The sequence below is a fragment of the Paenibacillus sp. OAE614 genome (genome assembly GCF_040546645.1).
Taxonomy (GTDB): domain Bacteria; phylum Bacillota; class Bacilli; order Paenibacillales; family Paenibacillaceae; genus Paenibacillus_AQ; species Paenibacillus_AQ favisporus.
Genome location: NZ_JBEPOD010000001.1, coordinates 6,565,316 through 6,579,582, shown reverse-complemented (window position 1 = coordinate 6,579,582; position 14,267 = coordinate 6,565,316). Strand labels below are relative to the sequence as shown.

Sequence of the window (14,267 nt, the reverse complement as noted above, 5' to 3'; positions counted from 1 at the left end):
GCTTGGAAATATAGCGTCACGCCTCATTACTTTGGTTCACCGCAGTCTTTCTATCATTGCTATTTCATATGAATAATTAGTGGCTTATCTATCATAAAGTATCCTACTTCGAAAGTTTTGGGCTGCCTTCGATGCTCCTATCAATATATCGAAGAAGTACCGTTTCATAGAGGAGGATGCAGATTGAAAAGAAACCGATTGTTTTTTGCCGGAACAGGAACTATTCGCCCCATCGTACTAAGCACTCTCATTCCCGTAATTTTGATCATGGCCGCTTGCGGTTACTACGTCTTGAACAAGACAGAGCCGGCCGCACATGTCGTCGAAGCGGGAAGAACAACGGCTCAACCGGTGCAGCGTACATATGAGCCCGACGAAGAAAAGACGAATGTGAAAATGAATGAAAAGGTGAAAGAAAAGAAGGATGACAAGACCGACAGCGAGGCGATCGCACCGAACAACAGAGCGGACAAGCCGGTTGAGGCCACGGAAGCAAAAGAGCCAAACGGGCGGCCGGCTTCAGGCGCAGCCAAGACCACTGATCAGCTGCCGCGTTCCGGCAAAGGCATCACCGCCATCGGCGATTCCGTCATGCTGGACGCCGCGCCTTTCCTGGAAAAGATGCTTCCCGGCATCGTCGTGGACGGCAAGGTCGGCCGGCAAATGCGTCAGGCAGGGGAGGCGGTCGACCGGCTGAAAGCCCAGGGCCGGCTCGGCGACCGGATTATCATCGAGCTCGGCACCAACGGGCCTTTTAACAAAAAGCAATTAAGATCTCTGCTGCAGTCGCTGGGCGGCGACAAGCGGGTCCTGCTGGTGAATACGCGTGTTCCGCGGCAATGGGAGGCTGCCGTTAACAGGGATATCGCAGAAGTTGCCAATGAATTCAGCAATGCTGAGGTAGTAGACTGGTATTCGGCCAGCAAAGGCAAAGACGGCTTCTTTTCCCGGGATGGAGTGCATTTGAACCGCAGTGGTTCGGAATTTTACGCTACCCTGCTTGTAAAGACCCTTATGGCATACAACGAATAATTTATGTGCTCTCCGTGGTTCATCATTCCGACCGAGGTGATTTCAGACGCTTGGGTAAGCCGCAAGTATATCAAGTCATGCGAAGACCGGTAAGGGGGACACCTTTTGCCGGTCTTTATGTTTCCCGTACGGTTAAATTCACCAAAATCATAGGAACAGACACAAAAAGCTTACAAACACGCATCGTCATACGTAAGATTTTTCCAGTATAGTGAATGCGTAACTTGACATCTCCTTCCTAGAAACACAAATCCGGCACCAAGGCCCCGCCACAGATCCAACCATTTGTAGCGGTGGACTCTGCAGCAAATCAAAACCCCTTCGTATTCCAACAATTCGTCCCAGCCTGTCTTCCCATACCATCCCATCCCGAGAAGGGCGTCCGAACGAACACCAATATCTATCAACCTTGCTAAGGAGGTGAGGTCCAGAAATTACCGGGTTCCCAAAGAAATGAAAGCGGTTTATTTTTAGAAGCGGGGCAACTCCCATCGCAAATAGTCCAGATCCAAGTATCCCATTCAGGAGGATGATTATGAGGGCTCATCATTTTCAGGCTTTACGGAAAACGGCGCCTCTGTATGCGCTGATCTTTGTGTTCCTTATTTCGCAGTTTTTTTATTCCCCGTCTTGGAGTTATGCAGAACCCGTGGGGGCTGTACCTGCCTCCGGGAGCCAACAGCCGGGCGGCAATGACACTCCGGATCCGGCCGCCGGTAAGGGCCAGGTTGATTCTCCGGGCGAGGCTGCAGGCTCTGCAGACGCGGGCAATCCGGCCAATGGAGCTGCGGATACGCCGGATGGAAGCTCCGCCAGCGGGCTGAAGTCCCCAGAGTCTCCAGCCGCGGCAGAGGGCGCCGCTGCGGCCGCCGAGCCGGGCAACTTGGCGGCGGGCAAGAACATGAGCGCGAGCTCGTATACCCAGACCTACGCGCCGGCGAATGCGGGCGACTCCAATCAGGCTACATACTGGGAGAGTAATAATAACGCTTTTCCGCAGTGGCTTCAGGTTGACCTTGGCGGGTCCTACAATGTTAACAAAGTGGTCCTGAAGCTTCCGGTCAGCGGCTGGGAGAAAAGAGCTCAGACGCTGTCGGTACAGGGCAGCGCGGACGGGGCAGCCTTTACGAATTTGGCCGCCTCGCAAAGCTACACCTTCGATCCGGCCGGTAACAATACGGTGACGGTCAGCTTTACCGCGGCTTCTGCCAGATACGTCAAGCTGGTATTTACGGCAAACACGGGCTGGCCGGCAGGGCAGATTTCCGAGTTTGAGGTGTACGGCTCCGCCGCAGGCGGCGACACACAGGCCCCGTCCGCCCCGGGAAACCTGGCCTTTACCGAGCCGGCTTCCGGACAGATCAAGCTGACGTGGACCGCTTCCACGGACAATGTGGGGGTAACCGGATATGATATCTACGCGAATAACGCCTTGCGTGCGAGCGTTGCCGGCAGTGCTCTGACGTATACCGACAACCAGCCGGCATCGGCTACCGTCTCCTACTACGTCAAAGCCAAGGATGCGGCGGGCAACGTATCGGCCGCCAGCAACACCGTGACCCGAACCGGCACGGGCGGGGGTACAGGCACGAATCTGGCGCTGAACAAGCCGATCACGGCGTCCTCGAATGAATACATTTACGTGCCGGCCAATGCCAATGACGGCAGCTTGACCACCTATTGGGAAGGAGCTGCCAATGCGTACCCGAATACACTGACACTCAGCCTGGGCGCGAATGCGAATATTTCGTCCATCGTGCTGAAGCTGAATCCGGACAGCGCTTGGGGACCACGCACCCAAACGATCCAGGTGCTGGGCCATGACCAGAACTCGACCAGCTTCACGAATTTGGTCTCCTCTGCGCAGTACAGCTTCAGCCCGGCGTCCGGCAACACCGTGACGATTCCGGTGACGGCTACCGCCAGCGACATCCAGCTGAAATTCACCGCCAACTCGGGTTCGACCGGCGGCCAAGTGGCGGAGCTGCAGGTCATCGGAACGCCCGCTCCGAATCCGGACCTGACGATCACGGGCATGTCCTGGACGCCGGCATCTCCGGTAGAGACCGATGCGGTCACGCTGACGTCCACGGTCAAAAACGTGGGGACGGCTTCCTCCGGAGCAACGACGGTGAACTTTTACCTGGGCACGATCAAAGTCGGTTCCGCACCGGTGGGCGCTTTGGCGGCAGGAGCTTCCACGAACGTAACCCTGTCCATTGGCGCCAAAGACGCCGGGAGCTACCAACTGACCTCCAAGGTGGATGAAGAAAAGTCGGTCATCGAGCAAAACGAAGACAATAACGCCTTCACCAATCCATCCCCACTGGTGATTGCACCGGTATCGAGCTCCGATCTGGTAGCTTCTTCGGTGACCTGGACGCCGGGCAACCCTTCGGCCGGCAACACGGTGAACTTTACGGTGACGGTCAAAAATCAAGGAACGGCCGCCTCGGCGGGAGGCGCTCATAATATCAAGCTGACGTTAACCGATGCGACGACCGGCGCGGTGATCAAGACCTTGACAGGCTCGGTCAGCGGCGTCATCGCCAGCGGGGCTTCGGCTGCACCGGTCAGCTTAGGCAGCTGGACAGCGGCGAACGGGAAGTATAACGTCAAGACGGAAATCGCCGTTGACGGCAACGAACTGCCGGTGAAGCAGGGCAACAACGTCACAACGCAGTCCTTCTTTGTCGGCCGCGGCGCGAACATGCCGTACGATATGTACGAGGCCGAAGACGGCGTCGTTGGAGGCGGCGCGGCGATCGTCGGTCCGAACCGGAACATCGGCGACCTCGCCGGTGAGGCTTCGGGACGTAAAGCCGTGACGTTAAACAGCACGGGCAGCTATGTGGAGTTCACGACCAAAGCCAACACGAACACGCTGGTGACCCGGTTCTCCATCCCGGATGCACCCGGGGGCGGTGGTATCGATGCGACGCTGAACGTGTACATCAACGGCACTTTCGCCAAGACGATCAATCTGACGTCGCGCTACGCCTGGCTGTACGGCGACGAAGCGAACCCGAGCAACAGCCCGGGAGCCGGTGCGCCAAGGCATATTTATGACGAGGCCAATATCATGTTCGACAGCACCATCCCGAAAGGCAGCACGATCCGGCTCCAAAAGGATGCGGCCAATACGACGAATTACGCGATCGATTTCATCAGCCTGGAGCAGGTTGCGCCGATTCCGAATCCGGATCCGGCCAAATACGCGGTGCCGGCCGGCTTCACGCATCAGGACGTGCAGAATGCGCTCGATAAAGTGCGAATGGATACGACAGGCAATCTGGTCGGAGTATACCTGCCGCCGGGAACGTATCAGACCTCGAACAAATTCCAGGTCTACGGCAAGCCAATTAAAATCGTCGGCGCCGGCCCATGGTACACACGCTTCGTGGCCCCGGCGAACCAATCCAACACAGATGTCGGATTTACGGCCAACTCCACGGCGAACGGCTCCACGTTCGCGAACTTTGCCTACTTCGGCAACTATACCTCACGTATCGACGGTCCGGGCAAGGTGTTCGACTTCTCGAACGTGGCGAACATGACAATCGACAACATCTGGACCGAGCATCAGGTGTGTATGTACTGGGGAGCCAATACCGATTACATGACGATTACCAATTCGCGCATCCGCAACACGTTTGCCGACGGTATCAACATGACCAACGGCAGCACGAACAATCTGGTGCGCAACGTTGAGGCGCGGGCTACCGGCGACGACAGCTTCGCGCTGTTCTCGGCGATCGACGCGGGCGGGGCGGACGAAAAGGACAACGTCTATGAAAACCTGACGTCGCTCTTGACCTGGCGTGCCGCAGGCCTCGCCGTCTACGGCGGATACGCCAACACCTTCCGGAACATTTACATTGCCGATACGCTGTGCTACTCGGGCGTGACGATCAGCTCGCTGGACTTCGGCTACCCGATGAATGGCTTCGGCGCATCACCGACGACCAATTTCGAGAATATATCGATCGTCCGGGCCGGCGGGCACTTCTGGGGCCAGCAGACCTTCCCGGCGATGTGGCTGTTCTCGGCATCGAAAGTGTTCCAGGGTATTCGGATAAGCGACTTGGATATCGTGGACCCGACCTATCACGGCATCATGTTCCAGACCAACTATTTTAACGGACAGCCGCAAAATCCAATCAAGGACACCATTTTCACGAACGTTACGATTTCCGGAGCACAGAAGAGCGGCGATGCATTTGACGCCAAGTCGGGCTTTGGCATCTGGGCTAACGAAATGCCTGAGCCCAATCAGGGGCCGGCGGTCGGATCGGTGACCTTCAACAATCTGAAAATTGTGAACACGGCCACGCCGATCAAAAACAATACGTCGACCTTTACCATCAACGTGAATCCTTGATATCAAACGTTATAAGTTGAAAAATTGAATTGGATGATGGGGCAAGTACGTAAAATGCCCCTACGATCATTCTTGTTTTCGGATTTCCTGATTTGATTGAACCCGTGCAAGGTAGAAATCCGAAAGCCAGATACTCCCTTGCTTGCATCGGTATTCTTTAGTTCAATGGATATAGCCAGTAAAAAGGACGTACAGCCCCATACCGTTTCTTTGGGAATGGGGCCGTACGTCCTTTGCTGATTTTGTTAAAAAATAAAGAGCGTACGTCGTTAATAGACGTTAGTCTTTAGATATAAGAGCATATCGGTATTGGAGACTTTGCTTCTTTATATCGCTTCAGCCGAAGACGAGCTGCTGCCGGCCTTACCGGCTGCGCCCATGATCACCGAGTCTTTAGGCAGAAGCAGCGCGAACAGGCCGAGCAGCGGGAGAAAAGCGCATACCTGCGTCATCAGCGCAACCCCGTGCGAGTCCATCAGCCAGCCCATGATGACCGAACCCAGGCCGCCCATGCCGAAGGCCAGTCCGAAGAACAGTCCGGCGACGGTTCCCACATGTCCCGGCAGCATCTCCTGTGCGTACACGATAATGACCGAGAAGCCTGACATCAGGATCAGGCCAATGACCGCGCAGAGGATCACCGACCCGATCGGCCCGGCATAGGGCAGCAGGAGGGAGAACGGGGACGTGCCGAGGATGGAGAACCAGATGATTTTTTGACGCCCGAACCGGTCCGCCAGCGGACCGCCCAGGAACGTACCGGCCATGCCGGCGAACTGCAGGGCAAAAATACTCAGCTGCGCGCTGGTTAGCGGAAGGTGGTATTGATCCATGTAATAGAAGGCGTAATAACCGGTCATGCTGGCGAGATATACGAACTTGGAAAACAGCATGAGGATCAAGATCGCGAGCACATACACAATAAACCGCTTGCTGAAGCGGCTAGGCTCCTGGCGATGGATACGGTTTGCAGTCCGGGCGGGACGGGTCTGCCGGCTGTACCAGCGGCTGACGCCGAGCTGCAGCGCGATGCCGAGTCCGGCCAGCACGATAAACCATAGAAAACCGAGCTGCCCCTGCGGACTGATGATGAACGCGGCCATCAGCGGAGCAAACGCCTGGCCGGTGTTGCCCCCGACCTGGAATACGGACTGCGCCAGTCCTTTCCGCCGGTTCATGGCCAGGTGGGCGACCCGGGACGACTCGGGATGGAGCACCGAGGAACCGATCCCGATCAGGGCCGCCGACAGCAGCAGGTACCAAAACGATGGTGCCAGGGCTAAACCTGCCATACCGAGCAGGGTGAACAACATGCCAAGCGGAAGGAGCAGCGGCAGCGGGCGGCGGTCGGTATAGTACCCAATGGCCGGCTGCAGGATGGAAGCCGTAATATTGAGCGTGAAGGCAACCCAGCCGATCTCGGTATAGCTCAGGTGCATCTGCTGCTGAAAGAGCGGAAACACCGCGGGAACAACCGACTGCATCGCATCGTTCAGCAGGTGGGCGCAGCTGACGCCGAGCAGAACGGCCAAAGCCGTATTTTTCGCCGTATCCATGGTCATTTCAGATTGTGACATTTCTCCACATCCTCTTTTTTCTACCCATCATAGCGGATCAAACCCGAAGCTGTCGCAGCGAAAATTGCCTTTTGGACAGAGCACGATATGCTATACTGAAGCGGGGTGAGGGTACATGAGAATGCAGATCGTAATGCCGCAGCTGGAGGTTCACCGTTTCTCCAGCCCGTTCGTAAATACACCGCATACGCACGACGATCAATACCAGATCACGATTCCGCTTCAAGGGACCTGCCATTTTACACATGAGCATAAACAGCTGGCGCTCCCTCCCGGCGAAGGAATTGTGCTTCAGCCTAGCGACCGGCATTCCTTCTACATCGGCGACGGCACGGGCGTGATGGTGATCCGGATCCGGCCCGAGAGCCTGTACCCGGGTGATTCCTCGGTTTACAGTGAGCCCCGGCACAGAAAGCAGTTTGACGTGAGCCGGGTATCGAGGGTGTTTCGGCAATGGACAGCGGACATGATGGCTCTCGACATGACTGATCCGCTCGTGGAGGAGGAGCTGGAAGCCCGGATGATCTGCGATCTGAGGGAGCTGATTTGGGAGGGGACCGTTCCGGCCAGCCCCAAGATGGCCCATGCTGCCGCCGACCGGCATCTGGCACAGGTGCTCGAATATGTGCATGCGCATTTCACGGAACAGCTGAGCGTCAGCAGCCTCGCAGCGATGGCGATGCAGAGCCGGTACCATTTTATCCGGTCGTTCAAGTCCATGACGGGCGTGCCCCCGTATCAGTATGTGCTGCAGCTCCGGGTGAGGGAAGCGATGAAACAGCTGAAGAAGTCCGCGGACACTGTCACCGATATCAGTTTCAACCTTGGGTTCTCGAGCACGAGCCAATTTTTCCGGGCCTTTGCCAAAATGACCGGCATGACGCCGGAGCAGTACCGGAAATCGGGAAGACACCGCTTGATCTAAAAAACTTAAATTTGAGCTGTGATATCGAACCGTATCCGAGAGGGATGCGGTTTTTTGACGTTTTACTTGAAGCGGGGGAACATGGCTGGTAGACTCCTTGTAACCTGGTAATTAAAGGAGGAAGCCCCATGAACACAGATCTTCTTGGTGCAGTCCGGTTTATAAACAGCCGTTTCGGCAGCCGGGCCAAGGACATTGCTCCGGTGGGTGCCGGAGACTGGTCAACGGCTTACGGATTCACGCTGGACGGTCAGGAAATGGTGATCCGTTTCGGCGCTCATGTGGAAGATTTTCAAAAAGATCAGGTCATGGGTTCACTCGCCCCGCCAATGGTACCCGTTCCTGAGGTTACCTTGATCGGAGAGACATCCGAAGGTTTCTATGCCGTATCGAGGCGGGTCCGTGGCGGACATCTGGATGAGCTTGAGGCTGGGGAAATGCGGCTGATCCTTCCGGGGCTGATTGATGCGCTCTCGGGACTCCAGCAGGTAGATACAGGAAGTATAAGCCATGGTGGAGAGTGGCGTCTTGGGGGCCGTCGCGCAGGCTGGAGTGAGGAGCTGTTGTCCGTGGCCGGACCGAGGGACCGGCTTCCCGGCTGGCGGGAGCGGCTGGATTTATTCCCCACGGAGTCCAAAATCTTTGATAGCGGCGTCTCGGCTTTGCGGCGTCTCTCCCCCCGTCTTCCAGAGTACAGAGGTATCGCTCACTGCGATCTTTTGAACCGGAATGTATTGGTGGACCGCGGCGGGTTGACCGGTATCATCGATTGGGGAAATGCCATTTACGGCGATCCCTTGTATGACATTGCCTGGCTTTTATACTGGTGGCCTTGGTATCCGCAGTGGCAGGAGATCGATCTGCAGGAGGTTCTGAATGATGTTTGGGAACGGCAGGGAGGCTTTCCTTCGCAGATGGAGGAGCGTCTTCGCTGCTGTTTGCTCCACATTGGCTTGGACCATATCGCCTACTGCGCTTTTAGGCAGCGCACGGAGGATATGCGGCGTAATGCCGTGCAGCTGTTGGATTACATATAAAAATATATTTTACAAATAATTGGAAATCAGATAAACTAATAGAGAAACTAATATTAAAGCGCTTTAACTTTCGGAGGGGGTGGGACTGTGTTAATCCTGTGATCTGCTGCCCGCGCCGATGGCGTCCCGGGCGGTTACAGCTGAGATGAACCGAGGCATAACCTGTTTCCTAATCTATGAAATTAAAGGAGCGTAATGGGTGATGAAAAGAAATAAGAGATTTTCATTAAGCGGCAAAGCCGTTCTGATCTGTTGTCTCGCTTTTCTGATGGTTCCCGCCGGATTTGCGCTGGCGGCGCCGAACAAGCCTTTTCCTCAGCATACGACTTACACCAGCGGCTCAATCAAGCCGAGTCATGTAACCCAGACCACGATGGACGATGCAGTCAAATCCAAATGGGACAGCTGGAAATCAGCTTACCTGAAGCCAGCCGGGACCGGCAAATATTATGTGAAGTATGATGCAAGCGGCGCGACGGTGTCCGAAGCGCATGGCTACGGCATGCTGCTGACCGTGCTGATGGCCGGATACGACAGCAGCGCGCAGACCTATTTTAACGGCCTGTATAAGTACTACACCGAGCATCCCAGCGACAATAATCCGTACTTGATGGCATGGAAACAGAACAGCAGCTTTCAGAATGTTGAAGGAGCCGATTCCGCCACCGACGGCGATATGGACATCGCTTATTCGCTCCTGTTGGCGGACAAGCAGTGGGGCAGCAGCGGCACAGTGAACTACTTGCAGGCAGCCAAAAATATCATCAACGCCATTATGCAAAACGACGTGAACCAGACGCAATGGACCCTCCGGCTTGGCGATTGGGCTACCGACGGTTCCTACGCTACGGCGACCCGTCCTTCAGACTTCATGCTAAACCATCTGAAGGCATTCCAGCAGGCTACCGGCGATACCCGGTGGACCAAGGTCATTGATAAAACCTACTCCATTATCAATTCGATTTATACGAATTACAGTGCATCGACGGGATTGCTGCCCGACTTTGTCGTCTACTCGGGAGGCGCGTACAAGCCGGCGCCGGCCGACTTCCTGGAAGATACGACCGACGGCTCCTACGCCTATAATTCCTGCCGTACGCCTTGGCGGATTACGACCGATTACCTGATGACCGGCGACAACCGGGCCTTGAATCAACTGAATCAGATGAACAGCTGGATCAAAGGCAAGGTGAACAGCAACCCGGGCGCCGTCAAGGACGGGTACAAGCTGAACGGAAGCGTCATCGGTTCGTATAACAGCGGCGCCTTTTTCGCCCCGTTCGGCGTCAGCGCCATGACTTCCTCGTCGAACCAAACCTGGCTGAACTCCGTGTGGACGTATACGGCCGGCAGCTCAAGCGAAGGATACTACGAAGACAGCATCAAGCTGTTCTCGCTCCTTGTGATGTCCGGCAATTGGTGGACGTATTGATTTCTGGGGAAGCCTGTCTATGGGAAAATAACATGAACAGCCCCGGCCGCAATTTGGCCGGGGCTGTTTGGCTATCCCCAAGTGATGAAGTGGTTCAGACCTTCACCGTCTCGTTTTTGCTGTCAGTTTGCTCACCCGACTCCGATGAATCCGTCAGTTCCCCCTGCCACAGCAGCTGCATTTCCGTGCTGGACTCCAGCAGTTCGGCAAGGCTGCCTTCCGCTTCGATGCGGCCGTCCTTCATCACGATGATATGGTCGGCCTGCGCCAGCGCCGCCCGGCGGTGGGACACGGCGATGCAGGTGACGTCGCGTTCCTGAAACAGGCGCTCCCACAGCTTCTTCTCCGTCTCCACGTCGAGCGCGCTCGACAGATCGTCGAAGATAAACAGGTCCGACTCGGTCATCATCATGCGCGCTGTGGCAGCGCGCTGGATCTGGCCGCCGGACAGCATGACGCCTCTCGGGCCGACGAAGGTATCGAGGCCTTTCTCCAGGTCCTCGATATCTTTCTCCATGACGGCCAGCCGGATCGCCCGGGCGAGCGCATCCGCCTCGGGCGGGCTGCCCTGGACGATGTTCTCCTGCAGCGTATCGCTGAACAGCCGCGGAACCTGGGGCGTATAAGCGGAGCGCGGCGGAACCAGGAACGCCGCCGGATCGATGTCGCGGCCGTTCCAGCGCACATCACCGCCCGATTTGGGCAGCAAGCCGAGCAGCGTGCGGACGAGGGTCGATTTGCCGGAACCGATCCGTCCGGTAATAACGACGAACTGACCCCTTGTTACCGCAAAGCTCACATCGGCAATGCCATTCTCCGAGCCCGGATAGGTGTAGGAAAGGTTTCGGATTTCCAGCGTTTGCAGCTGGTCATCGGAGTTGCGCTCTACCACCGGCAGCTCGGGCGGTTCGCCATAAAGGTACGTTTCGCTGAAATCCATGATTCGCTCCTGCTCCCCCGGCCGGAAGAGAACGCTCATGCGGTCCAGGGACACCTTAAGTCTTTTATGCTGAAAAACCATATATCCAAACAGGGAAATACTGAACGCGATATTGGTCAAATAGGAGGTGAACAGGGCGAAATCGCCAACGGTAAACTGCCCGGCCTTCATCGCCGAGGCGCACATCAGCAGGATGATCCCGGTACAAATGCTGAGCACATGCTGATTGAGCGAGCGCATCCACTGCTTGAACAGGTTATCCTTCAGCGCTGCCTGCCGCCGCGATTCATTCAGCTCCACAAAGCGCCGGTGGACATGCTCCTCGGCCTGCCCCAGCTTCAGCGCCTGCACCGCGCCGAAAGACTCGGCAATGAAACTCGTAATGCGCCCGGTGGCTTCACGGTTCTGCTGGCCGTAGCGTCTCGCCCGGTTGCCGGACAGATTGTTCAGCAGCGTTACCGCAACCAGCGGCAGGATCGCGACCAGAGTGATCTGCCAGTTGATGCGGGCCATGATGACCAGGGAGATGACGGTAAACGCAAACCGTCCCCAGAAGTCGACCCAGGACTCCACATATTCGACCACTTCATCCACGTCTTCGCGGAACCGGCTCACGGCTTCGCCCGGTGAAGCGGGGAGGTTGCGTCCGGGCCAGCGCATGATGCCTTTCAGCATATTCGTGCGGAGAATCGCCTGGATGTCGTAAATATAGGTGACCCATTTAAAAAAGGCCCAGAAGAAGACGCCGGTCCGGGATATGCGGACGATCGCGATAAAGATGAGCGGGGCGACAAGCCACAAATAGTTATGCGACTCGCCGGTCGCTCTGTCGAAAAACCACTGCATGCCAAGGCCCAGCAGCAGCGGCATGGAATGGAACAGCCCCCACAAGAGGCCGTTCACAATAAACAGCGAGATGTTATACGTAAACAGGCGCTGGATAAACCGGGTTACGGTCATGCCAAGTCCTCCTCTCGTCCGGTAATCAGCAGCTGGGCGTAGTGTGAGGTTGGGTCTTTCGCCAATACCTCCCGTTCCCCGAATTCAAGAATCCGGCCGTCGCCCAGCACCATAATGTGGTCGACCTGCTCCAGCGTGGAGAGCCGGTGCGCGATCACGATGCCCGTGCAGTTCTGCATGAGCTGATCCACGGCAGACTGCAGCATCGCCTCGGTAGCGGCATCCAGCCGGGACGACGGTTCATCCAGAATCACCAGGCTCGGCTGGGTCAGAAAGACCCGTGTCAGGGCGAAAAGCTGCGCTTCCCCGGCGGACAGCGAGGCGCCGCCGGCCTTCAGGTGCGTATCCAGACCTTCCGGCTGCGAGTCGATCCATTGCTTGAGTCCGAGCCTTTCAGTGGTGCCCAGAATATAGTCGTCCGATATGCTGCCGTCAAACAGCGTCAGATTGTCCCGGAGCGTGCCGTCAAACAGCTGCACGTCCTGCGTGACCATGCCGACCCGGCGGTACAGCGCCTCGAGCTTCAGGTCGCGGATGTCTATGCCCCCCACCCGGACGGTGCCGCTGTTGATATTGTACAGGCGCAGCAGGACCCGGCTGAGGCTCGACTTACCGCTTCCGGTACGTCCGATGATGCCCAGGCGCTCGCCGGGCCGGACGGTGAACGTAATATCGTGGAGTACCGGCTTATCCGGGTTATAGCTGAAATGGACATGGTCGAATTCCAGACCAAGCGCTCCGTCAGGCAGCGCCGTTTGCGTTCCTTCCATGATCTCGGTGCGGCTCGCCAGCAGCTCCTGGGAGCGCAGCATGCCGGATTTGGCCTTTTGGAATTCCTGAACCTGATCCCCGAGCTGCTCGATCGGATCGTTCAGCATTTGGGTGTACTGATAGATCAGGAATAGCGTTCCGAGCGATATTTGGTCGGTCAGAAAATAATGAACACCGAGCATCAGCACCGCCGTCACGGCGATAGCAAACAGCACGACCGTCGTATTCCAGGGAATGACGCGCAGCATCCAGGCTTTGCGACCTTTGAGGAACACATTTCGCATGGAGCGGTAGAAGCGATTCATGACGTACGGCACGTTGCCGTTCGCCTGAACGTCCTCAATGCCGGCGATCCGTTCCTCGATCAGGCCGAACAGTGCCGCGCTGGCGCCGCGTTCATCTTTGGAGGAAGTGACGCCCAGATCGCGGATGAACACCATGGCCCCAATAGATGCCAAAGTGAACAGGGTCATGACCGAGGCAATCGGCCAATTGATCGTAAACATATAGCCGAGAATGCCGGCAAGGAGCACGAAGCTGCCGATGACCTTAATAATAAACATGGCGAAAAAGTTCGACATGTTGGTGACGTCCCCGTCGATCCGCTCAATCATTTCTCCAGGCGTTTTTAAGTTGTGAAACCGCATGTCAAGCCGCAGGCAGTGCTTCAGCAGGTCGCCGCGCAGCTGGTTGGTGGCGCGCCAGGATACGTCGTTGCCGAGATAGCTGATCGCCACGGTCAGGACCTGGTTCAGCACGGCAAAGACCAGGTAAATTCCCGCCAACACGAGCAGGCTGGAGACAATGCCGTTCGCGGCGGCTGTGTCGATAAAGCGCTGCACGATCTGCGGATTGACCAGCTGCGCCCCGGTCGAGGCGAGCAGCAGAATAAGCAGCAGGAGCAGCCGCCCCCGGACCGGCTTCAAATACTTCAGCAGCCAGGACATCGACGGCTTTGCGGATTGTTGCATGGTAAAACCCCCCAATTCCAAACGAAACCTTATGTATGTTGACTTGCTTTTGCCCGGCTTTCATAATTGACCGGATGCAAATAATATCCATCATACAATAATTTGGAAGCGATTCAAGATAAAGTTTGACTAAATCCAAACTTTATCGGCCCAGTCCGCAGCCTAAGCGTCACTGCGCATGCGGATCATGCCTCCGATCCCTGTTATTCCCGGATTTCCATGGAACGGGTAGAAGGTTGAA

General features: G+C 56.4%; 8 protein-coding genes. 5 read left to right on the top strand and 3 right to left on the bottom strand.

Translation table 11 applies throughout. From position 1 onward, the window contains the following. The first annotated feature begins 183 nt into the window (after positions 1–183). Positions 184–1,032, top strand: coding sequence for an SGNH/GDSL hydrolase family protein (locus tag ABIE48_RS30090; protein ID WP_192716105.1), 849 nt, complete (start codon positions 184–186; stop codon positions 1,030–1,032). 535 nt (positions 1,033–1,567) lie between these two features. Beyond that, the gene (locus ABIE48_RS30085) at positions 1,568–5,413 is read left to right on the top strand and encodes a discoidin domain-containing protein (RefSeq protein ID WP_354520258.1); all 3,846 of its coding nucleotides are present in this window, start codon (positions 1,568–1,570) and stop codon (positions 5,411–5,413) included. Between the two features lie 326 nt (positions 5,414–5,739). Here the strand turns inward: ABIE48_RS30085 and ABIE48_RS30080 are convergent, their stop codons facing one another. Next, a complete protein-coding gene (locus tag ABIE48_RS30080; RefSeq protein ID WP_192716104.1) occupies positions 5,740–6,990 on the bottom strand; it encodes an MFS transporter in 1,251 nt (416 codons plus the stop codon). Positions 6,991–7,105: 115 nt separating this feature from the next. Here ABIE48_RS30080 and ABIE48_RS30075 point away from each other — a divergent pair, with 115 nt between their 5' ends. From ABIE48_RS30075 to ABIE48_RS30065, 3 genes are all read left to right on the top strand, one after another. After that, entirely contained in the window at positions 7,106–7,915 is an 810-nt protein-coding gene (locus ABIE48_RS30075) for an AraC family transcriptional regulator (protein WP_354520255.1), read from the top strand. Positions 7,916–8,043: 128 nt separating this feature from the next. Beyond that, positions 8,044–8,952 (top strand): phosphotransferase family protein, encoded by a 909-nt coding sequence (locus ABIE48_RS30070; protein WP_192716102.1) that lies wholly within the window; start codon positions 8,044–8,046, stop codon positions 8,950–8,952. A 202-nt stretch (positions 8,953–9,154) separates the two neighbouring features. Beyond that, a complete protein-coding gene (locus ABIE48_RS30065) occupies positions 9,155–10,384 on the top strand; it encodes a family 8 glycosyl hydrolase (protein WP_192716101.1) in 1,230 nt (409 codons plus the stop codon). A 94-nt stretch (positions 10,385–10,478) separates the two neighbouring features. On the opposite strand, the gene ABIE48_RS30060 is transcribed toward ABIE48_RS30065, so the two are convergent. Further along, entirely contained in the window at positions 10,479–12,284 is a 1,806-nt protein-coding gene (locus ABIE48_RS30060) for an ABC transporter ATP-binding protein (protein WP_192716100.1), read from the bottom strand. After that, positions 12,281–14,026, bottom strand: coding sequence for an ABC transporter ATP-binding protein (locus ABIE48_RS30055; RefSeq protein ID WP_192716099.1), 1,746 nt, complete (start codon positions 14,024–14,026; stop codon positions 12,281–12,283). Before ABIE48_RS30055 ends, ABIE48_RS30060 begins: the two co-directional genes overlap by 4 nt. Positions 14,027–14,267 lie beyond the last annotated feature (241 nt).